20 protein-coding genes are annotated in these 20,594 nt (G+C 61.1%); 2 read left to right on the top strand and 18 right to left on the bottom strand.

The window, feature by feature from the left end; translation table 11 throughout:
• Window positions 1-79: 79 nt before the first annotated feature.
• Window positions 80-565: a cob(I)yrinic acid a,c-diamide adenosyltransferase gene (locus tag DXD24_RS06945; RefSeq protein WP_117564141.1), complete on the top strand. Its 486-nt coding sequence runs from the start codon at window positions 80-82 to the stop codon at window positions 563-565.
• 85 nt (window positions 566-650) lie between these two features.
• Here the strand turns inward: DXD24_RS06945 and DXD24_RS06940 are convergent, their stop codons facing one another.
• The 4 genes from DXD24_RS06940 to thyA all read right to left on the bottom strand — a co-directional run bounded on the left by DXD24_RS06940 (window position 651) and on the right by thyA (window position 4,526).
• Window positions 651-2,000 carry an MATE family efflux transporter gene (locus DXD24_RS06940; RefSeq protein WP_117564142.1) on the bottom strand — a complete coding sequence of 450 codons (1,350 nt, stop codon included), beginning with the start codon at window positions 1,998-2,000 and terminating at the stop codon, window positions 651-653.
• A 125-nt stretch (window positions 2,001-2,125) separates the two neighbouring features.
• Complete coding sequence (locus DXD24_RS06935; protein ID WP_055286414.1) at window positions 2,126-3,040, bottom strand: RNA methyltransferase; 915 nt, start codon at window positions 3,038-3,040, stop codon at window positions 2,126-2,128.
• A 109-nt stretch (window positions 3,041-3,149) separates the two neighbouring features.
• Window positions 3,150-3,668 (bottom strand): dihydrofolate reductase, encoded by a 519-nt coding sequence (locus tag DXD24_RS06930; RefSeq protein ID WP_117564143.1) that lies wholly within the window; start codon window positions 3,666-3,668, stop codon window positions 3,150-3,152.
• A gap of 9 nt (window positions 3,669-3,677) precedes the next feature.
• Window positions 3,678-4,526, bottom strand: a complete 849-nt coding sequence (thyA, locus tag DXD24_RS06925) for a thymidylate synthase (protein WP_117564144.1) — start codon at window positions 4,524-4,526, stop codon at window positions 3,678-3,680.
• Window positions 4,527-4,692: 166 nt separating this feature from the next.
• Here thyA and DXD24_RS06920 point away from each other — a divergent pair, with 166 nt between their 5' ends.
• A complete protein-coding gene (locus DXD24_RS06920) occupies window positions 4,693-5,457 on the top strand; it encodes a DUF134 domain-containing protein (RefSeq protein WP_117564145.1) in 765 nt (254 codons plus the stop codon).
• Between the two features lie 120 nt (window positions 5,458-5,577).
• Here the strand turns inward: DXD24_RS06920 and ffh are convergent, their stop codons facing one another.
• The 14 genes from ffh to DXD24_RS06850 form a co-directional block, all read right to left on the bottom strand.
• The gene (gene ffh / locus DXD24_RS06915) at window positions 5,578-7,053 is read right to left on the bottom strand and encodes a signal recognition particle protein (RefSeq protein WP_055251122.1); all 1,476 of its coding nucleotides are present in this window, start codon (window positions 7,051-7,053) and stop codon (window positions 5,578-5,580) included.
• Between the two features lie 10 nt (window positions 7,054-7,063).
• A complete protein-coding gene (gene ftsY, locus DXD24_RS06910; RefSeq protein WP_117646447.1) occupies window positions 7,064-7,981 on the bottom strand; it encodes a signal recognition particle-docking protein FtsY in 918 nt (305 codons plus the stop codon).
• Window positions 7,981-11,517, bottom strand: a complete 3,537-nt coding sequence (gene smc, locus DXD24_RS06905) for a chromosome segregation protein SMC (protein ID WP_117646446.1) — start codon at window positions 11,515-11,517, stop codon at window positions 7,981-7,983. The genes ftsY and smc overlap by 1 nt, the downstream gene beginning before the upstream one ends.
• A 10-nt stretch (window positions 11,518-11,527) precedes the next feature.
• A complete protein-coding gene (rnc, locus tag DXD24_RS06900; protein ID WP_117637759.1) occupies window positions 11,528-12,253 on the bottom strand; it encodes a ribonuclease III in 726 nt (241 codons plus the stop codon).
• Between the two features lie 3 nt (window positions 12,254-12,256).
• The gene (locus tag DXD24_RS06895; RefSeq protein WP_055309519.1) at window positions 12,257-12,499 is read right to left on the bottom strand and encodes an acyl carrier protein; all 243 of its coding nucleotides are present in this window, start codon (window positions 12,497-12,499) and stop codon (window positions 12,257-12,259) included.
• 124 nt (window positions 12,500-12,623) lie between these two features.
• The gene (plsX, locus tag DXD24_RS06890) at window positions 12,624-13,643 is read right to left on the bottom strand and encodes a phosphate acyltransferase PlsX (RefSeq protein WP_117646445.1); all 1,020 of its coding nucleotides are present in this window, start codon (window positions 13,641-13,643) and stop codon (window positions 12,624-12,626) included.
• 87 nt (window positions 13,644-13,730) lie between these two features.
• Complete coding sequence (rpmF, locus tag DXD24_RS06885; protein WP_022094017.1) at window positions 13,731-13,910, bottom strand: 50S ribosomal protein L32; 180 nt, start codon at window positions 13,908-13,910, stop codon at window positions 13,731-13,733.
• 64 nt (window positions 13,911-13,974) lie between these two features.
• Entirely contained in the window at window positions 13,975-14,529 is a 555-nt protein-coding gene (locus DXD24_RS06880; protein WP_117646444.1) for a DUF177 domain-containing protein, read from the bottom strand.
• On the bottom strand, window positions 14,529-15,026 hold the full coding sequence (locus DXD24_RS06875) for an ATPase (protein WP_040358176.1): 498 nt from the start codon (window positions 15,024-15,026) through the stop codon (window positions 14,529-14,531). Before DXD24_RS06875 ends, DXD24_RS06880 begins: the two co-directional genes overlap by 1 nt.
• Before the next feature lie 68 nt (window positions 15,027-15,094).
• The gene (gene coaD / locus DXD24_RS06870) at window positions 15,095-15,592 is read right to left on the bottom strand and encodes a pantetheine-phosphate adenylyltransferase (protein WP_117629285.1); all 498 of its coding nucleotides are present in this window, start codon (window positions 15,590-15,592) and stop codon (window positions 15,095-15,097) included.
• Window positions 15,585-16,235, bottom strand: a complete 651-nt coding sequence (gene rsmD, locus DXD24_RS06865; protein ID WP_117646443.1) for a 16S rRNA (guanine(966)-N(2))-methyltransferase RsmD — start codon at window positions 16,233-16,235, stop codon at window positions 15,585-15,587. The genes coaD and rsmD overlap by 8 nt, the downstream gene beginning before the upstream one ends.
• Window positions 16,232-18,409 carry an ATP-dependent DNA helicase RecG gene (locus DXD24_RS06860; protein WP_117646442.1) on the bottom strand — a complete coding sequence of 726 codons (2,178 nt, stop codon included), beginning with the start codon at window positions 18,407-18,409 and terminating at the stop codon, window positions 16,232-16,234. Before DXD24_RS06860 ends, rsmD begins: the two co-directional genes overlap by 4 nt.
• Window positions 18,410-18,418: 9 nt before the next feature.
• A complete protein-coding gene (locus DXD24_RS06855) occupies window positions 18,419-20,080 on the bottom strand; it encodes a DAK2 domain-containing protein (RefSeq protein ID WP_117564154.1) in 1,662 nt (553 codons plus the stop codon).
• Between the two features lie 27 nt (window positions 20,081-20,107).
• Window positions 20,108-20,497, bottom strand: a complete 390-nt coding sequence (locus DXD24_RS06850) for an Asp23/Gls24 family envelope stress response protein (RefSeq protein ID WP_187361832.1) — start codon at window positions 20,495-20,497, stop codon at window positions 20,108-20,110.
• Window positions 20,498-20,594 lie beyond the last annotated feature (97 nt).

The raw sequence follows: 20,594 nt of genomic DNA, 5'->3' as shown, positions 1-20,594 counted from the left end.
ATCTACTGGGGTTGATAATGCTTTCTAGAATACCCAACCCGAGCGACGATAAACCGACGCCGGGCACGAAAGGACAGAGATGGCATCACTGGAAGTCGGCAAGGTTCAGATCTACACGGGCGACGGCAAGGGCAAGACGACGGCTGCGCTGGGGCTTGCACTGCGCGCCACGGGCTATGGACTTAACGTGCTTATGCTGCAGTTTGCCAAGAAGCTGCACTGCGCCGAGCATGATGCGGCGCCCCGTTTAGGTCTGCGCATCGTACAAGCCGACCGCGACACGCCCGAAGCCTGTGCCGCACAGATCATGGAGCTGGCGCGCGAGCAGATTAGCCAAGTCGACGTTCTGATTCTAGACGAACTTGGCGAGGCCATGCGCCGTGGATTTGTGACGCGCGTGGATGTCGAAGCGCTGATCGCGACAAAGCCCGCCACCACGGAGCTCGTGCTCACCGGCCGCGGTCTGCTGCCCCTCGCCGATCTGGCAGACCTGGTCACCGAAATGCGCCCCGTCAAACATTACTTCGACGAAGGCCTCCTAGCCCGCCAAGGCATCGAATACTAAATGATCCGAAGGGGACGGAGGAAAACGGATCATTTTGCCTTATTGCCAGGTCAATGATCCGTTTTCCTCCGTCCCCTACGGATCATTAGGCGGTGGCGCGGCCGAGCCAGTTGCCGCTGTGGTGGTAGATGGTAAACATCGTGGCCGTGATGAGCCAGGTTACGGGGTAAACCAGCAGCAGGTGCTCAAGCGACGGATCGAACGGCATAATCGCAAACACCCAGATCACCCTGAGCACGACGGTGCCAAAAATCGTGAGCATCATAGGCTGGAAGCTCACGCCAGCGCCGCGGATGGAGCCGGACGCGTTTTCGATAATCGAGAAGATCGCGTAGAACGGCGCGATGAAATGAAGAATCGTCGTGGTGTAGGCCGAAATCGAAGCATCGTCGACAAACAGACGCGACAACGGACCCGAGAACACCAGTAGCACGGCAGACAGGCCACCAATGAGCATAAACGACAGCACAAGCGACGTATGGTAGCCCTTGCGCATGCGCTCGTAGTTGCGCGCGCCAAAGTTCTGTGCCGAGAACGTGGTGATCGAAACGCCAAGCGCCTCGGTAACCATCCAGACAATGCCATCCAAACGGCCCGAAAGACCCCACGCCGTGGTGACATCGGCACCAAACGAGTTGACCGACACCTGAATCAAAACGTTGGAAATCGAATACGCAGCAGACTGAAAGCCAAGCGGCAGACCACACGAGATCATGCTCTTACAAATGCCAGGATCAATGCAGAGTTTGGACAGTGAAAGCCGCCACGCACCCGGAGCGTGCATCATACGAATCACGATCATCGTGGCGTTGGAGCAAATGGTCAGCGCCACCGCGATGCCGCAGCCCAGAGCCTCCATATGAAGCACGGCAACGAAGATGACATCCAGCACCGCATTAACAAGGCAGCCGGAAGCAATGATCACAGCAGGACCGCGTGTGTCGCCCACGGCGCGCAGCAGCGCCGTTCCCATATTGAGCAGCAGCGCCGCAACCATGGCGGCAAAATAGCAACGAGCATAGGCCACGCCCTCGGCCAATAGTTCATGCGGCGTGTTCATAAGTACCAGCATGGGCTCAACGAACACTATGCCAAGAATCGAGAAAACGATACCGCCCACCAGCGCGAGCGTCATGGCCGTATGGACCGAACGACTCAATCGCTCATCATCGTGCTGACCAAAATACTGACCGGTAATGACCGCGCAGCCAGCGCCAACGCCAACGCAAAAGCCGATGCAGAGCTCGGTGAGCACCATCGTGGCCTGAATGCCACCCAGCGCGAGCTTGCCGCCAAACTGACCGACGATATAGGTACCGATAAGCGTGTAAGCCTGCTGAAAAAACGAGCTAAAGAAGATAGGGACGCACAGCGAAAGCAGTTGCTGCCAAATGACACCCTGCGTCACATCGATAGCCGTAGATTTCTTAGCCACACGCCCTCCCCAACAGCGTACATCAAACAACAAAACGGCAATTTAAGACCAAAGCCAATACCAGCTTAGCACCGACCGGTATCGGCCGAAACGCCCCGAACCAGAGCCCAGTGCGAAATAATTGCCTAGTGATACAGCCCCGGCTGGTAGTGGTACTCGTTGCTCACATGCGGGCACAGCTGCCAAAAGGCGACAGCACTTGCCGCGGCCACGTTAAGCGAATCGACCCCGTGCGCCATCGGAATACGCACGGCGCGGTCGCAGCCCGCAATGGTCTTGGCGCCCAAGCCAGCACCCTCGGTGCCCATAAAGATTGCCAGGCGGTCAATCTCCTGCAGCGCGGGATCGTCCAGCGACACCGAATCATCCGTCAACGCCATAGCGGCACACGAAAAGCCGGCATCGTGTAGCGCCGCCAGCCCATCATGCGGCCATACGCGCGCTTCGCTGCCAATGCGTGTCCAGGGCACCTGGAACACCGTGCCCATGCTCACGCGGGCAGAACGACGATACAGCGGATCACAACACGTAGGACTGACCAAAATGCCGTCGACGTTGAGCGCGGCCGCCGAGCGGAATATTGCGCCCACATTGGTATGGTCGACAATGCCCTCGAGCACGCACACGCGCACCGGGCGCTCCCCCGCCGCCTCGACGACGCCGCCCAAGAACTCATCAACCGGAATCTGTCGCGGGCGACGAAATGCCGCGAGCGCACCGCGCGTCACGTTAAAACCCGTCAGCCGCTCCATAAGCTCCATCGAGGCAACGAACACGGGAACCGGACCCGCGCCCTCGCGTACCGCCAGGCGCTCAAACAGCGGCATCATCTGGTCGAGCCAGCGCTCGCCCAAAAGAAAGCTCACCGGCTCGTATCCGGCGCGAACCGCACGTTCGATGACCTTGGCACTCTCGGCGATAAAAATGCCCTTCTGCGGCTCCAGCACGCAGCGCAGCTCACGCTCGGTCAGTCGCACGTAGGCATCAAGCCGCTCGTCCTCGAGCGAATCGATTCGCAGCACCTCAACGGCATCAGTCATAGCAGCCAGCCCGCACCTTTCTTTACAGCGCATCTATACCAAACGAGGCGACGCTAAGCGCCGCCCCATGCATTCAAACAATCCGATGATACCGTTCACGCCGGACGATTTACGCCTCAACGCGACGATACGTTACGAACTCATAATCGACACCCTCGTCGCCCTCGCCCGAGGCAATCGTGGCAACACCGCCACGCCGCGCAATCTCCCACGCGGGATCGGCATCCAGATCGGGAAAATACGTATCCACGTCATGCACGCAATGGTTATGCGTAACCTCGGCCTCGGCGCAATACGGCAAAAACTGCCGATACACCTCGCCGCCACCGATCACCCACGCAACGGGCTCATCGGCTACCGCGGCGAGCGCTTCGTCGATGCTATGCACCACGTCGACGCCCATGGGAGCAAAGTCCCCATCGCGCGTGAGCACGATATTGCGTCGATTCTTAAGCGGGCGCCCGCCGGGAAAACTCAGCAGCGTCTTGCGTCCCATAATGACCGGACAGCCTTTGGTGCACGCCACAAAATGGCGCATATCGGAGCGATTGGACACCACCATGTCGCCCTCGCAACCAATGCCCCAGTCGTCACACACGGCGACAATGGCAGAAAGCTTACACGTCATGCGCGTCACCTACACCGCAATGGGGATGTTCTTGACCTGAGGGCCGTGCTCATAGCCCTCGACAATCAGATCATCGGTCGTAAACGCATAGAAATCATGCACATCGGGGTTGAGCGTTACCTTGGGAGCCGCAAACTGCGGACGCTCGATAAGCTCGCGGACGATATCGACATGACGGTCGTAAATGTGGGCATCGGCGATCACATGCAGCAGCTCGCCAGCGATCATATCGACCGACTGCGCGACCATCATCAGCAAAATGGCGTACTGGCACACATTCCAGTTGTTCGCAGCCAAAATATCCTGGCTGCGCTGGTTGAGAATCATGTTGAGCGTCGGTTTATCATCCTGCGGACGCTGCGTCACGTTATACGTCACGCTGTAGGCACACGGATACAGGTGCATCTCGGACAGGTCGCTAAACACATAGGTGTTCGTCATAATGCGGCGGCTGTACGGCGTGTTCTTAAGGTCGTACAGCACGCGATCCATCTGGTCAAAGTCGCCCTCGGCATAATGGCTCTTCTGCCCAATCTGATACCCGTAGGCCTTGCCGATGGAGCCAGTCTCGTCGGCCCACTCGTCCCAAATATGGCTGTTGAGGTCATGCACGTTATTGGACTTCTTTTGATAGATCCATAGGATCTCATCCATGGCAGATTTGAGGGCCGTACGACGCAAGGTAAGCGCCGGAAACTCCTCACGCAGGTCATAGCGTGCCGTGACACCAAAGTTTTTAATGGTATAGGCAGGGGTGCCATCCTCCCACACCGGGCGGACCTTTTGGCCCTCGGTGGTGGTGCCATGGTCCAGAATATCGCGGCACATGGTTACAAACTGTTGATCAGCCTTGCTCATTGACCCTCCTGTCAGTCGCCTAAAAGCGAGATTCATTGTATCCCAGGCACATGCGGCCCCACAGCCCAAACATATGCCTTCATTTTCTGGCATATGCCAGAAATTCCTTGCGTTAATCTGCGCGTTCGCTATTCTATTGTTGACATATGTCAGATAAGGAGCACGTATGGCAGGAAGACGCGAGAAACTGCGCCGCGTCGGGATCATCCCCGAATACCGCGGCTTTACCCCTGACGGCCTAGCCAGCGGAGACGCCATCGACATGACGGTCGACGAACTCGAGGCGCTGCGCCTGTGCGACCTGGAAGGCCTTAACCAAGAGGCAGTCGCAAAGCAGATGGGTATCGCGCGCGCCACGGTGGCGGCTATTTGCAGCCGCGCACATCGCAAGGTGGCAAACGCGCTGGTCAACGGGCGGGCGCTCGTCATCGAGGGCGGCAATATCGCGTACTCCCCCATCACCGCAACGACGGCCGCATGGCCAGCAAAGGAGGTCGACACCATGAGGGTGGCAACCACGTACGACAACGGCAACATCTTTATGCACTTTGGCCGCAGCGAGCAGTTCAAGATCTACGACATTCAGGATGGCAAGGTACTCAACGAGCAGGTCGTGGGCACCGACGGCACCGGCCACGGTGCCCTTGCGGGCCTGCTCGCCAACGGTGGCGTGGACACGCTCATCTGCGGCGGCATCGGCGGTGGCGCCATCAACGCGCTTGCCCAAGCCGGCATCACGGTGTACGCAGGAGCTCAGGGCAGCTGCGACGCTTGTGTCGAGGCCCTTATCGCCGGAACGCTCGCACAGAACGGCGAGGCCACGTGCGGCTGCCACGGCCATGACCACGACCACGCCCACGAACATGGCGAGTCCTGCAGCTGCCACGGCCATCACGAGCACGAGGGCCACGAGGACTGCGGCTGCCACTAACGGCACGGCACCGCGAGCTCGGGGCGCGACGCTGAACGCAGCCCAACTATCAAAGCCAACAACAAAGGCCACCCGGTAGCTTCCGAGTGGCCTTTGCCATATCAAGCTGGAATTACAGCCCTATTTCTTATTGCGCATCTGTGCTTCCATCTGGCGCAGCAGCTCCATATCGGACTTGGGACCGCCCGTACCCAGGCCGCCCATGCCGCCCAGACCCATAGCGTCCAGCCCAGGGATATTGGGCATGCGCATCTTCTTGCCCTTCTTGCCCTTTTTGCCCTTCTTGCCGCCGGCCTGTGCCTGATTGGCCATCGTGCGCATGCGGCCCATCATCTTGTTCATCTCGCCCCACTGCTTCATAAGGCTGTTGACCTCGGTGGGGGTCACACCGGCGCCCTTGGCGATACGCGCGCGACGCTGGCCGTTGATGATGGAGGGACGCAGACGCTCCTCCTTGGTCATCGACATGATGATGGCCTCGTTCTTGTCGAAGATGCCCTCGTCCAGGTTACCGCCCATCTGGTTGAGCGCGCGCTGGCCACCGGGGAGCATGCCCAGGATACCCTTCATGCCGCCCATCTTTTTGACGGCTTTCATCTGGTCGAGCATGTCGTTCATGGTGAAGCCCTCGCGCAGCATACGCTCGGCAGCCTCAAGCTGCTCTGCATCGGCTGCCTCCTGGGCCTTCTCGATAATACCTACGACATCACCCATGCCCAAGATGCGCTTGGCCATGCGGTCCGGGTAAAACGGCTCCAGCGAGTCGGGCTTCTCGCCCATGCTCACGAACTTGATGGGCTTGCCGGTCACCTGACGCACCGAAAGCGCGCCACCGCCACGGGCGTCACCGTCGAGCTTGGAGATAATCACACCATCAAAGTCGGTGCGCTCGGCAAACGTCGAGACCACGTTGACGATATCCTGGCCGGTCATGGCGTCGACGACCATCAGCACCTGGTCGGGCTTGACGGCCTTCTTGATGTCGACGGCCTCCTGCATCATCTGCTCGTCGATCTGAAGACGTCCGGCGGTATCGACGATGACCACGTCACGCAGGTGGTCGACGGCCTCCTGGATGGCGCCCTTGGCGATGTCGACCGGGTGCTCGCCGTCACCGCGGAAGACCGGCACGCCGATCTCGCCGCCGAGCGTGGCAAGCTGGTCGGCAGCAGCGGGACGGTAGACGTCGCACGCGGCGAGCAGCGGCGAGCGGCCCTGCTTCTTGAGCAGGTAGGCAAGCTTTACGGCAGCCGTGGTCTTACCGGAGCCCTGCAGGCCCACGAGCATGATGACATTAGGAATGCGGTTACTAAAAACGAGCTTGCTCTCGGTGGAGCCGAGCATCTCGGTGAGCTCGTCGAGCACGATCTTGACGACGTTTTGCGCCGGCGACAGCGACTCCATGACCTCGGCGGTCATGCAGCGCTCCTTAGTCTTAGCAACGAACTCCTTGACGACCTTAAAGTTAACGTCGGCCTCGAGCAGCGCCATGCGAATGTCGCGCATGGCCGAGGTGATATCGGCCTCGGTCAGCTTACCCTTGCCGCGCAGGCGGTCAAATGTGTCGTTGAGGCGATCGCTCAGGGAATCAAACACTGGTTACTCCTTAGTTGGACTCGCCCACCAGGGCGCGGCAGAAATCTTTGGCGTTAAACTCCTGCAGGTCATCGACCTGCTCGCCCACGCCGATGCGCAGGATCGGGAGCTTGAGCTTCTCGGCCACGGCCATGGCGATACCGCCCTTAGCCGTGCCGTCGAGCTTGGTCATGATAATACCGTCCAGGCCCAGCGCCTCGTTAAACTCGAGCGCCTGGTTCAGACCGTTCTGACCAGTGGCGGCATCGATCACAAGCACGACCGAAACCGGCATGGGGCCGGCGGCCATATTGGCGGCGCGCTTACGCGTCACGTTGACCACCTTGGCGAGCTCGCGCATGAGCTCGGGGCTCGTATGCAGACGACCGGCGGTGTCGATAAGCACCAGGTCGCTGCCGCGCCTGTCGGCCTCGTCGAGCACGTCGTAACAAACGCTCGCCGGGTCGGAGCCGCGGTCGCGCTTGATGACGGGAACACCGGCGCGCTGACCCCACACATCGAGCTGCTCGATGGCGGCGGCGCGGAAGGTATCGGCCGAACCGATCACGACATTCTTGCCGCGGGAAGCCATGGCGCTCGCAATCTTGCCGACCGTCGTGGTCTTGCCGGCACCGTTGATGCCCACAAACAGCACGCAGCTCGGCGTATCGGAGAACGGATCGCGCTCGATGGGCACAAAGTGCTGCTCAAGCTGCTCGGCCAGAGCGCGACGAAGCTGCGGTGCGGTCTTGAGGTTCTTCTTGGCTGCGGCATCGCGCAGGTCATCGGAGACCTGAATAGCGGCCTCGGCACCCATGTCACCCATAACGAGGGTGTCCTCAAGGTCCTCCCAAAAGTCCTCGTCGACCTCGCCGCCAAAGTAGAAGACCTCGTTGAGGGCCTCGCGGCTGCGCTCAAGTCCGCGCGAGAGAGCGTCAAAGAATCCCATTATGCATTCACGACCTTTCCGGTTTCGCGATCGAGTTTTTGCGAGACGACGCGGCTGACGCCGTCGGCTTGCATCGAGACGCCATAGAGAACGTCAGCGTCCTCCATAGTACGGCGCTGATGCGAAATGACCAAGAGCTGTGTATCGGAACGCAGCACATCGAGGGCTCCGATGAGCTTGGACAGGTTGGCGTCATCAAGCGCCGCCTCGACCTCGTCCAGCACATAGAACGGCACCGTGCGCGTGCGGTACACGGCAAAGAGCAGGGCGAGCGCCGTCAGACTCTTCTCGCCACCCGACATGAGCATCATCTTGGTAATGCGCTTGCCGCGCGGCTGCGCCACAACCTCAATGCCCGTCTCGGCAGGATGCTCGGGATCGGTCATCTCAAGATGAGCCTGGCCACCCGGGAACAGCATGGCGAAGATCTCGCGGAAGTTCGCGTCGACCTTCTCAAACGTCACCAGAAACGCCTTGCGCATCTTGCGATCAATGGCCACCGTGATCTTGGTGAGCGCCTTGCGCGCGCTCTCCAGATCAGCCAGCTGCTCCTCGATGTAGTCGGCGCGGCGCTTGAGCTGCTCGTACTCCTCCATGGCAACCTGGTTCACGGGGCCCAGATTGTTGATCTGGCGCACAAGCTGGTTGAGCTCGCGCTCGGCGGCATCGCGATCGGTGGGCGCCGGCAGCATGAGCGCTTCCTCGAGCACCGTGGTACCGTCGGCGGTAATGGCCTTGATGGCCGCCTCTACCTGCACCTCGAGCTTGCCGCGCGCAACCTTGAACTCATTTTGCATCGCCGTGGCGGCATCAACCCGCTCCTTGGCACGGGAGACCCCGGCCTTGGCATCCTCGATGGTCTTCTTGAGCGAAGCGGAGTCCGCCTCTTCCAGAGAGGCCTGGTCACGCAGGCGCGCTGCCCAATCCGATGCGCGTTCCAACAGGGCAGAATAGCGTTCGTGCATGGGGTCGACGCGCAGGCGCAGCAGCTCGAGCGAGCGCGAAGCCTGGCGTGTTCCGCGGATACGACGGTCGATGCCCTCAAGACGATGCTCAAGGTCGGGCACGCGGCCCTTCAGCGAACGCAGGCGCTCGCTCGTCTGGGCCAGGCGCACCTTGGCATCGGCGAGCTTACCGGCGGCCTCGGAATCGTCACGGCGAACGCGATCGAGCTCATCGTTGGCCTCGGCAATCTGGAGACCCAGGTCGCTTGCCTGTGCACGCGCCTCGTCACGCGAACGGGTGAGCTCGTCAACGCGCGGGCGCGCAGCGCGAACGGCCTCGGAGGCCTGCTCGCGGCGCTTGGAGATGCGCACGCGCTCGACCTCGGCATTGTTGACGCTTTGCTCCAAGCGGCCGATCTCGGAGAGCAGCGAGCGGCGCTCGCCCTCAAGACGGGCGATCTCACCGGCGGCATCGCCCTCGGCGGCACGTGCCTCCTCGACGGCGGCGTTGGCCTCAACGACTTGGTCCGAAGCATGCTCAAAGATGGCAGCCAGATCGGGTTCCAGGCCCTCGAGCTCACGGATGCGGCGCTTGCGCTCCAAGGCACCCGAAGCCTCGCCGGCATCGAGCCCCACGCGCACCAGACCACCACAGCTCACGCGGGCGCCATCGGGAGTCACGTAGGTCACACCGTCAACGACAGGGGCAGCCAACGCGGCAGCCAAGTCATCGACCACGTAATAGCCGCCGAGAAGGGCCTCGACAACCGGGCCATAACCGGAGCGCACGGACAGACGATCGACCAGACGCGTACCGGCAGCGCCCTCGGCGGCAGCAGAGCCACTCACGCCGCGCGCCATCAGCAGCGCCTCGCCCGAAGCCTTCTTTTGGTCCAAAGCCGCACGACCGGCGCGCTCAAGCGTAGCGGCATCATCAAACAAAAGAGCATCGATATCGCCGGCAAGTAGTTGCTCAACCAGGCCCTCAAGCTCACGAGGGGCGTCGAGCACGTCGCCCAGACGGCCTGAGACATCGTCGCCCAGCGCGCCCACCAGACGGCTCACCAGCGGCGAGCTGTCTGCCATGCGGGCATCGAGCTTCTTTTGGCTGGCAAGCTCCGAGCGCACCTCGGACAGCTTGTTGCGCGCCTCGCTCTCACGATTACGCAAGTCCTTCAGGGCTGCACGGGCGACCTCGGTGGCCTCGCGCGCATCGTTCTGGGCCTGACGAGCCGCCTCAAGGGCACTCTCAAGCTCCTCAGCACGGTCGCGACGGCTATCAAGCGATGCTGTAACCTCCTCGAGCTGTTCATCAATCTGCTCCAGGCGCGAGGCGTACATGTTGTCCTCGACCTCGGCGTTGCTCAGCGAGTCCTTCACCTTGGCGAGTTCGAGCGCCGCGTTATCGGCCACACGCTGCACATCGCGTTGCTCACGCGTAAGCTGCGAAATCTGATTGTCGAGCGCCACGCGCCGCTCGTGGAGCTCAGCGGCGGCAGGACCAGCGGCGTCAACGTCCTCCTGGGCCTGCATGTGCGCGCCGGTCACTTCCTCAAGCTGCGCACGTGCATCCTCGAGCTCCTCGACCACGCGACGACGCTGATGCTCGGAGCTCGAGATCTGGCCGCGCATGTCGGACAGGCGCGACACCATATTGTGGCCCTTTTCCTCGAGCAGGCGCATATCGGAGTTAATGCGACCGACCACGTCTTGCATATGGCGGCGCTGCTCGCCCAGATCGCCCACAAACAGGCCCTTTTCCTCGAGCATGACCTGGAACTTCTCGAGCTCGCGTTCCTTTTCGCCCAAGCGGTACTGCGCAAGCTCAAGCTCGGCAGCACCCTCCTTGGAGCGGCTCTCCAAGTCGTTCCACTGCGACTGCAGCGAACGAAGCTCGTCGACGGCCAGCATCTGCGTAAGCTCGTTCGCGCGCGAGGACAGCTCTTTGTACTTGCGCGCGCGATCGACCTGACGCTCCAGCGGCCGCAGCTGACGGGCGATCTCCTTATTGATGTCGCGGGCACGGGTCAAGTGCTCGTCCATCGAATTAATCTTTTTGAGCGCACGCTCCTTGCGGCGCTTGTGCTTGGAGATGCCGGCGGCCTCCTCGATGAGGGCACGGCGCTCCTCGGGGCGGCTCTGCAAAATGGCGTCGAGCTTGCCCTGGCTGATGATGGAATGCGTATCCTTGCCCAAGCCCGAATCGTGCAGGATGTCCTGAATGTCCATCAGGCGGCACGGACTCGAGTTGATGAGGTACTCGCTTTCGCCCGAGCGATACATACGACGGGTGATGGCGACCTCGTCAAAGTCGACGGGCAGCATATGGTCCGAGTTATCGAGCACCAGCGTGACCTCGGCGACACCCACCGGCTTGCGCGCTGACGAGCCCGAGAAGATGACATCCTCCATGGCCTGGCCGCGCAGCTGCTTGGCGCTCTGCTCGCCCAGGACCCACAGAATCGAGTCAGAGATGTTCGATTTTCCCGAGCCGTTGGGACCGACGATGACGGTCAGGCCCGGCTCAAACGTCATATGGGCGCGGTCGGCAAACGACTTGAACCCTTTGAGCGTGAGGGACTTGAGATACACGGTTCCTCGCTTAAACAGGCTTCTTGTTGAGAATCACGCCGTTGGTGGTGTAGCCCATGCGGTCAAGTGCCTCGAGTGCAGCGGCTCCCTCGGCTTCCTTCTTTGAGGAGCCGGAGCCGCGACCCTGGCGAATACCATCGATCAACACCACGGCGGTAAAGGTGGGCGCATGCGCCGGGCCCTCGGAGCCAACAAGCTTATACGCGGGAGGCTCATGGCCGTCTGCCTGCACGCACTCCTGCAAGAACGACTTGGGGTTCGCAGGATGCTCGGCACGCTCAGAGGCCAAATGGGGCTTAAGCGTACGGTGGATAAACTCCGCCGCCGCATCCCAGCCAGCATCCAGATACAGCGCGCCCACGAGCGACTCATAGACGTTCTCGAGCGCCGAGTGCAGGCCACGCGCGCCGGTACCGGTCTCGGAGGCACCAAAGATGATGATGTCGTCGATACCCAGCTCGTGCGACACCTCGGACAGCGTAGCGCCCGAGACAAGCGACACCTTCAGGCGCGTGAGCTTGCCCTCGTCAAACTCCGGATAGGACTCAAACAGGGAGCGTGCGACCACAGCGCCCAAAATGGAATCGCCCAAGAATTCAAGGCGCTCATAGCTGGCAGAAACCGGCTGGCCCTCGACTGCCGAGGGATGCGTAAGCGCCGCGCGCAGCAGCACCTTATTATTGAACTCGTGGCCCAGGATTTCCTGGGCACGCGTAAGTCGTTCAGACAAAGCCAAGACCTAGGCCTCCCTGGCGTTTTCGATCGCGTCGACGGCGTCGGCGACAGAGTTGAGCGAGAGCAGAGTCTCGTCATCGATCTCGAGGTTGAACTCGTCCTCGATAGCCGTAACCAGCTGCAGGCGCTCGAGCGAGTTGGCATCGAGATCGTCAAAGGTGGTCTCATCGCTAATTTCGGCAACATCGACGCCCAGAACGTCAGCAGCGACCTCGGCGATCTTGTCGAAGATTTCGGAGCGGTCCATAGCGCTTCCTCTCATAGTGAATGAATACCAAAAGAATGGTACCGCCCGGGCGGTACCAAGACACGGTTCTGATTCTACCCCACGAAGCAGGCCGCGAGGCACATAACAGCGCTCTAACTCGCTCTTACAAAACGATGCCGTCCATGGAGTTGGCGACGTTCTCGACCAGCCCCGCGCGCACGGCTTCGGCCGCCGCGAGCGTACCGTTTTTAACAGCCTCGACCGAGGTGGCGCCATGGCCGATTAGGACCACGCCACGCAGGCCCAAAAGAATCGCACCGCCCTTGGCATCACCAGAGAGCTTGGCCTTAATCTCGCGCATCTGCTTTTTGATGAGCAGCGCGGCGATCTTGGTGCCGAGCGAGGCCATAAAGGCACCCTTGAGCTCCTGCAGCAAAAACTTGGCAGCGCCCTCGGTAGCCTTGAGAGCGATATTGCCCGACATGCCGTCGGCAACAACGACATCGAAATTGCCCGAGGTGAGGTCGGTGCCTTCGCAGTTGCCCACAAAGCCCGGAACTGCGGCCTTCATAGCAGGGAAGCAGGCCTTGGTAAAGTTAGAACCCTTCTCGTCCTCGGTGCCGTTACCAAGCAGGCCCACGCGAGGATGCTCGATGCCCAGGACAACGCGGGCATAGGCGCTACCCATCTGGGCAAAACGCACCATGTCGTCCACCTCGACATCGGGGTTGGCACCCATGTCGCACAGCACCGTCAGGCCGCCGGCACGATTGGGCAGCGCATTGGTCAAACAGGGGCGCACCGGCTGCTTCTTGCCTTCGGCCATATATCTAAACGGTGTGACGTAGGCGGTCGCGGCAGCGGTCATGGCGCCGGTGGAGCCGGCGGAGAAAAACGCGTCCGCGTTGCCCTTTTTGATGGCGCGGCAGGCAAGCACGATCGAGGACTTGCGCTTGGTCATCACGGCGCGAATGGGATCGTCATCCATGGCGATAATGTCAGGGGCTTCCAGAGCCTCCACACGTGCATGGGCCGCGGCAAAGGGATTGACGATTTCGGCGGGACCGACTGCCAGGACCTCGATATCGGGATCGGCGGCAAGTGCAGCCTCGATACCATCGAGAACAACCTGAGGTTTCTCGTCTCCGCCCACAACGTCTACACAAACGCGAACGTTACTCATATACATACTCCTTATACAAAAATGGCCGACTCATTGAGCCGGCCATTGTGGTTCCAGTTGGAACGGCATCGCATCCAGAGTATACCGTTACTCGGTAACGATAACCTCGCGGTCCTTGTAGAAACCGCAGCTGGGGCACACGTGGTGCGGGAGCTTGACAGCGCCGCAACGGGGGCACGTGGACTGAGCCGCAGCCGAGATCTTCATGTTGGCGGAACGGCGGGTGTGAGTGCGGATACGACCCTGCTTTTGTTTAGGTACGGGCATAGTGACCTTCCTTATGAACTATCCAGTGTGGCGATTACGCGCAAGTAGCGATACTACCACAGTTTTACTCGTCAAGCTTGAGATTCTTCAATGCTGCAAATGGATTTTCCGTGGCAGCGGCCCATTCGGCCTCTGCTTGAGCGGCGCAATCGCATTGCTCGACGTTGAGATTGCAACCGCAGGTGGGGCATAGGCCGCGACAATCGGGCTTGCACAGGACAACGAACGGCGTGTCCATGACAACCGCGTCGTTGATGGGCTCACCCAGATCGACGATGCGATCCTCGCCCAGTAACTCGTAGCCGTCTTCGTAGGCCTCGGGATCCTCGGGCTCGTTAAAGAGATAGAATTCCTCGATCTCACCGGCGATATCAAACGAGGCGGGCTCCAGGCAACGGTCGCACTCACCGGTTGCATGCGCGCGGACCATGCCCGTAAGCAGAACACCGGTGCCGGCATTGGTAAAGACCACATCGTAATCAATGCCGTTCTGCAGCTGGTACTCCTTCTCGCCCACCGTATAGGTGGCAACATCGACCTTACCGGTCAGCGGATACGAATCTCCAGGAAACTCGAGCTGCTCGGAAAGATCGACGGTAACGCTCGGGAACTCAGCCATTACCACTGACCATTCTGTTGGGCGGCACCCTCGTTGAGCTGCTGACGGCAACGGGTAACGGTGCCGGTCAGGCTCTTGAGGTTCTCCTCCAGGTGCGTAAAGACCTGCTCTGCATAGTCCTCGGCAGCATAACGCGTCTCGCGCTCGTACTGCTGGGCACGATCGCGGATGTCGTCGGCCTGCTGCTGCGCAAGGCGGACGATCTCCTGCTCACCGGCAATGGTGAGGGCCTGCTGCTGAGCGTCGGCGATGATGGAATCGGCCTGGGCGGCGGCGGAAGCCATAAGCTCCTCGCGCTCCTTAAGGATACGGCGGGACTTCTGCCACTCCTCGGGATAGCTCATGCGGATCTCGTCGAGGATGTTGAAGAACACGTCGGCGTCGATGACCTTGAACTGAGCGTTCTTGCCGAAAGGCGGCTTGGCTTCCTCGATCAGCCCTTCGAGCTCATCGACCAAGCTGACGATCCTATCGCCAGGAAAATTCTCGCCCGGCATCCGGTCTCCTTTCATAGGTAACATATCATCGTGCTAGTTTACCACATGCCACCAGGCAATAAGAAACGTCACGAAAAGCGATGTTTGAGCGCTTTGACCACATTGGGCGGAACAAAATTGGAAACGTCGCTACCGAGCGAAGCAATCTGGCGCACCACCGAACTCGAGATGTAGCCGTACTGCGGAGCACTCATGACAAAGATGGACTCCAGCTCGTTATCCAAGCGATAGTTGAGGTCGGCCTGCTGCAGCTCATACTCAAAGTCGGTCATGGCGCGCAGGCCCTTGACCACGGCCCCCGCCCCCTGCTCACGAGCGAAGTCGACCAAGAGGCCGGTAAAGGGCAGGACCTCGACGCCGTCGATATCGCCGAGCGCCTCGCGGGCCAGCGCCACGCGCTCATCGAGCATAAACGTGGTGCCCACGCCGTTTTTGCCCTGCGACTCGGCAACAGCGACGATCACGCTGGGAAAGATGCGACGGGCGCGGCGGATCACATCGATATGGCCAAACGTGATGGGATCGAAGGTGCCCGGGACGATCACGCGGTTGATGGTGTCATTCATGAGCATCCTCCTGAAAAGTCGTGCCGTCGCTGCCATCGGCATCGGCGACGGTATCGTCATCCTCGCCCTCGCCGACCCAACGGAGCAGGTCGACCGAGGTGATGCCATAGCGTTTCTCACGCACGGTTACAAAGCCGGCAGGATGTGCGCCCACGTCGGCGGCAGCATGCTCAAACAGAGCATAGGCGCCCGGGGTGAGCAAACCCTGCTGGGCCAGGTTCTGCAGCAGTTCATCGACCGGCTCGGCACCAAAAGCATAGGGCGGGTCGAGCAAGACCAGATCAAAGGGGCCGCCCGGCACGCGGCCGCGCGAAGCGCTCGCAAGGACATCGCCCGTCACCACACGCCAACGCGCGCGATCGCGGCAGAGCGACTCGATATTCTTGGTAATGAGCCTCGCGGCATTGCGATCGATCTCGAACGTCGTGAGCGAACGGGCTCCCCGCGAGAGCATCTCAATGCCTAGGGCACCGGAGCCGCCAAAGGCATCCAGTACGCGGACCTCGTCCAAATCAAAGTCAAAGGCCGATAGGACCATGGATGCGCACGCTTCGCGCACGCGGTCGGTCGTCGGACGCGTAACATCGCGACCGCGCGGCTCTTCGATTTTGCGACCGCGCCATTCACCGCCGATGATTCTCATCCTCCGCTGACCTCCTTAAAAATGTGTCGATATCGCATGGCGACCGCATCGCGCAGGGGGCGCGTCGCCACGGAGTCAAGGGTGCAAGCATACCGCAAGAGCTCGACCGCGTCCAAATGGGCCCATTCGATAAGGTCCTCATCGGCGTCCAGGTCCACAAAGCGCAAGGTCACGCCGCCGTGCTGACGGTAACCCAGGATTTCGCCCTCGTGACGCAGACGCAGGTCCATCTGGGCAAGCGTAAAACCATCCGAAGTTTTTTCGAGCGATTGCAGGCGATCTTGTGCTGCCGACGCGCCGCCGTTGCCCTTGGAGTGCGTCATGACCAGGCACGTGCCCGACACACTGCCGCGGCCCACGCGACCGCGCAGCTGGTGCAGGGCAGCCAAACCAAAGCGCTCGCCGTTCTCGATGACCATGACGGTGGCGTTAGGCACGTCGACGCCCACCTCGACCACCGTAGTCGAGACGAGCACGTCAATCTCGCCACGCTTAAAGGCATCAACAACCTGGTCCTTCTCCCCCGCTGGCATACGACCGTGAAGGCGCTCGATGGCAAGGCCCGGCAACGCCAGACGCAGGCGATCGAGCTCGGTCGCCGTATCGTGCAGCGGCACGGGAACCGTCACGCGGCCCTCATCGTCGCGGGCAATACCGGGCACGTCTTCCAGCTCATCGGCCGAGTCACTCGGCTCCACGAGCGGGCAAATCACGTAGGCCTGCTGACCCTTTTCATGCGCCTCACGGATGGCGCCATAGGCCAGGTCGCGACTCGACTCGGTGAGGACGCGCGTCGTCACGCCGGCACCCGGAATTGGACGATGGCGGATGATGCTCGTATCCAGGTCGCCATAGACCGAGAGCGCCAACGTGCGCGGGATAGGCGTGGCCGTCATAACGAGCAGGTCCGCACCGGGGCCCTTCGCGCGTAGGGCGTTGCGTTGGCCGACGCCAAACCGGTGCTGCTCGTCGATGACGACAAGCGACAGATGCTTGAACGCAACGTTATCCGAAAGCACCGCATGGGTGCCAAAGAGCACGTCAAGCTCGCCCGATTCCAGCTGCGCATGGATGCGCTCGCGCTCTGCGGCCGGCGTGGCACCCGTCAGAAGTGCCCAGGACATGCCGGCCTGCGAGAGCAGAGGGCCGGTCTTATCGGCATATTGGCGCGCCAGCACGCCTGTGGGCGCCATAACGCAGGCCTGCGTACCGCCATCGGCAGCCACAGCCAGCGCGCAGGCGGCAACGGCGGTCTTACCGGTACCGACATCGCCCAGCAGCAGGCGGTTCATCACGCGCCCGCCATCGCACATATCGCGCAGGATATCCTGGAACGCGGCCTCCTGCTCGTCGCTCAGCGAAAACGGCAGGGCCTGCTTGAGCGCGACCAGGTGCTCGCCCGCGGTGTGGGCATAGGGCACCACATCGACCAGGCCGCCGTCGTTGCGCAGACGCAGCGCCAGCTGCAGGTAGAGACACTCCTCGTAGGCAAGACGCCGGCGTGCGATGTCGCGCTCAGCCATGCTCGAGGGAAAGTGGATCGATCGAAGCGCACGAGCATTGCTCATCAGGCGACGCTTAACGCGTAAGCGTGCCGGAATGGGATCAAAGGGATTGCCGACGACCTCGAGCGCGCCGCTTACGATGCGGCGCATCCACGCCTGGCTCACGCCATCACTGACGTAATGGACCGGCAGGATAGTGCCTGCGGCACGCCCTTCCTCGAGCTTTTCAAAGTGCGGCGAGGCCATCTGCTTAAAACCGTAGGCAAACTCAACCTTGCCCATCACGGCCAGGCGGTCGCCCTGCTTAAGCTGCTGGGCAATCCAGGGCTGGCGGAAAAAGGCGACCTGTAGCACGCCCGTCTCGTCAACGAGTGAGACCTCGGTCACCTGCATGCGCGGACGCGGCTGCTTTTGGACGATGCGGTCGACCGTGGCGATGATAGTGCACACGGTACCGATGGGCGCCATCTCGATGGACCACGAACGAGTAAAGTCGAGGTAACGATGAGGGATATGGAGAAGGAGGTCCCCCACCGTCCGAATTCCCAGACGGCGAAGGGCCTCCTCACGTTTACCCGAAACATATTTGAGTCGCGCGATATCTTCGTCGAGCGCATTGCTCTGGGCAAAGCGCTCCGAGACGCGCGGCACGGAGCACAGCTCGGACATGGGCAGAGCCTACTCGATCGAGAAGATCACGGGATAGAGCGGCTGCTCGCCACGATGGGCGTCAATCTCCAGATCGGGCTGAGCCTCCTCAATGGCATCGACAATCTCCTGGAAGGCCTCATTGGACAGTTCCTCGCCTGCCAGAATCGTCAGCGCGTCGCCCTCCTCTTCCTCCTGCATACGGTTAATGCAATCGAGCGTGACCTGCTTCACGTCGGAGCCGACCACATCAATGGAGCCGGCAATGATACCCATGACGTCACCGGAGTGAATCGGCGAGCCGTCGGAGGCGCTGGAATCGCGCACGGCACGGGTGACCTCGCCATCGCGAACCTCACTGATGGCGTCGACCATAGCGGCGACGGCATCCTCAAGCTCGGAATCGGGTAGGACCGCGAACAGCGCGGAGAAGGCCTGCGGAACGGTCTTGGTGGGAACGACGGCGACCTTCTTGTCGGTGCAGGCTGAAGCAGCGGCCTCGGCGGCCATGCGGATGTTGCCGTTGTTGGGCAGGATGATGACCGAGGTCGCGTTGACCTGGTCAACGGCGCCCAGCAGGTCTGCAGTCGAAGGGTTCATGGTCTGGCCACCCGAGACGATCACGTCAACGCCGAGAGACTTGAGGATGTCTGCCTCGCCGGAACCGGCGGCAACGGCGACAAAGCCCAGGGCCTTCGCGGGCTCGGCGGCCTTTTCCTGGTCCTCGTGGATCTTGGCAGTACGGTCGTGGGCCTCCATCTCCATGTTATGGATAAAGACTTCGTAGATCTGACCAAGCTGCAGCATGTGCTCGAGCACCAAGTTGGGGGTGTTGGAGTGCACGTGAATCTTGTAATCGGGGTAAGCACCCACGAGCAGCTCGCAGTCGCCCATGGAACCCAGGAACTTGAGGCACTCGTCCTCGTCAAAGGGAGCGTCGGCCTTAAAGAGGAACTCGTTGCAGTAGCGGAATTCCGAGCCCTCCCAGTCGTCGTTGGCCTCGATCTCAACACGACCAAGGGCCGCGTCGCGGGCAGAGCAGGCGGAATCAAACGTGGCGGAGAAATCCTCGACAACGGTGCTGCGGCCAAGAGCGGCGGCAACAAAGTTCTCAAGGAAAATAGCAAAGCCAAAGGCGCCGGAGTCGACCACGCCGTTCTCCTTCAGAACGGGCAGCAGGTCGGGCGTGCGGGCGACGGACTGGTAGGCCTCGACGACGATGGCGTCGAGCGCGTCCTCGGCCGAGAACTTCTTCTTTTCGCACTCGTCGGCCTTGGTCGAGACATCGCGCAACACCGTGAGGATCGTACCCTCGATGGGCTTACGCACTGCCTGGAAGGCAACCTTGACGGCACGACGGAAGGCGAAGGCGATGTTGGCGGACGTAATGGGCTCGTCGGCGGAGACAAGGCCCTCGGCCACGCCGCGCAAGATCTGCGAGGTGATGACGCCGGAGTTGCCGCGGGCGCCCATCAGGGAGCCGTGGGTGATGGCGCCGGCGATGGCCTCCATGTCGGCGTCGGCGGGAAGGGCAGAAAGCTCCTTGGTCACCGAGGCGAGCGTGAGCGACATGTTGGTGCCGGTGTCACCGTCGGGCACGGGAAAGACGTTGAGCTTGTTGATCTCCTCGGCCTTGTCGGAAACGGCAGCCGCAGCGATCGGAAAACAGGTGCGAATGGTCTTTGCAATCATGGGTATTTAAATCTCCGTTTTCGGATGCTAGTTCAAACGGCTCTTGAGCGCGTCGATATGGATGCCGATCTTAAGGCTGGCGGGATCGATCTGGGCGATCTCCTGCAGGGTGAAGGCAACGGAGCTCGAAAGATTGTGGCAGACGGATTTCATGTTGACGCCGTTCTCGAGCACGACGTGAAGATCGACCGTAAGGCCGTTCTCGTCGGCGGAGACAAGCACGCCCTTGCGGAGGCGCTGACCGGCAAGCAGGCGCACGCTCTCGGCGCCTTGGAGCTGCTCAGCCATACCGACGACGCCATAGCACGTCATCGCGGCATAACCGGCAATATCGGCAATAACGTCGTTCGAGACGCTCAGGCTGCCGTTAATGGTCTCAGACACAAGAATCTCCTTATCTGGTGCTCGCGGCACCATGTCGTGGGAGCAATCATTGCAATATTCTACAACGACCGCGCCATGTTGAGGGGTGACGCATAATTTCTTTCGCAAATTGACAACCGCATAGCGGAAC

The organism is Collinsella sp. TF12-2AT, from assembly GCF_003436735.1.
In the GTDB taxonomy this organism is placed as follows: domain Bacteria; phylum Actinomycetota; class Coriobacteriia; order Coriobacteriales; family Coriobacteriaceae; genus Collinsella.
Note: the sequence above shows the minus strand (reverse complement) of the source record. Positions and strands in the feature narration are given on the sequence as shown.

Coding starts and splice junctions, on each gene's coding strand:
- DXD24_RS06945 (WP_117564141.1), top strand. CDS start 80: ATGGCATCACTGGAAGTCGGCAAGGTTCAGATCTACACGGGCGACGGC.
- DXD24_RS06935 (WP_055286414.1), bottom strand. CDS start 3,040: ATGACTGATGCCGTTGAGGTGCTGCGAATCGATTCGCTCGAGGACGAG.
- DXD24_RS06930 (WP_117564143.1), bottom strand. CDS start 3,668: ATGACGTGTAAGCTTTCTGCCATTGTCGCCGTGTGTGACGACTGGGGC.
- thyA (WP_117564144.1), bottom strand. CDS start 4,526: ATGAGCAAGGCTGATCAACAGTTTGTAACCATGTGCCGCGATATTCTG.
- DXD24_RS06920 (WP_117564145.1), top strand. CDS start 4,693: ATGGCAGGAAGACGCGAGAAACTGCGCCGCGTCGGGATCATCCCCGAA.
- ftsY (WP_117646447.1), bottom strand. CDS start 7,981: ATGGGATTCTTTGACGCTCTCTCGCGCGGACTTGAGCGCAGCCGCGAG.
- DXD24_RS06895 (WP_055309519.1), bottom strand. CDS start 12,499: ATGGACCGCTCCGAAATCTTCGACAAGATCGCCGAGGTCGCTGCTGAC.
- plsX (WP_117646445.1), bottom strand. CDS start 13,643: ATGAGTAACGTTCGCGTTTGTGTAGACGTTGTGGGCGGAGACGAGAAA.
- rpmF (WP_022094017.1), bottom strand. CDS start 13,910: ATGCCCGTACCTAAACAAAAGCAGGGTCGTATCCGCACTCACACCCGC.
- DXD24_RS06880 (WP_117646444.1), bottom strand. CDS start 14,529: ATGGCTGAGTTCCCGAGCGTTACCGTCGATCTTTCCGAGCAGCTCGAG.
- DXD24_RS06875 (WP_040358176.1), bottom strand. CDS start 15,026: ATGCCGGGCGAGAATTTTCCTGGCGATAGGATCGTCAGCTTGGTCGAT.
- coaD (WP_117629285.1), bottom strand. CDS start 15,592: ATGAATGACACCATCAACCGCGTGATCGTCCCGGGCACCTTCGATCCC.
- rsmD (WP_117646443.1), bottom strand. CDS start 16,235: ATGAGAATCATCGGCGGTGAATGGCGCGGTCGCAAAATCGAAGAGCCG.
- DXD24_RS06860 (WP_117646442.1), bottom strand. CDS start 18,409: ATGTCCGAGCTGTGCTCCGTGCCGCGCGTCTCGGAGCGCTTTGCCCAG.
- DXD24_RS06855 (WP_117564154.1), bottom strand. CDS start 20,080: ATGATTGCAAAGACCATTCGCACCTGTTTTCCGATCGCTGCGGCTGCC.
- DXD24_RS06850 (WP_187361832.1), bottom strand. CDS start 20,497: ATGGTGCCGCGAGCACCAGATAAGGAGATTCTTGTGTCTGAGACCATT.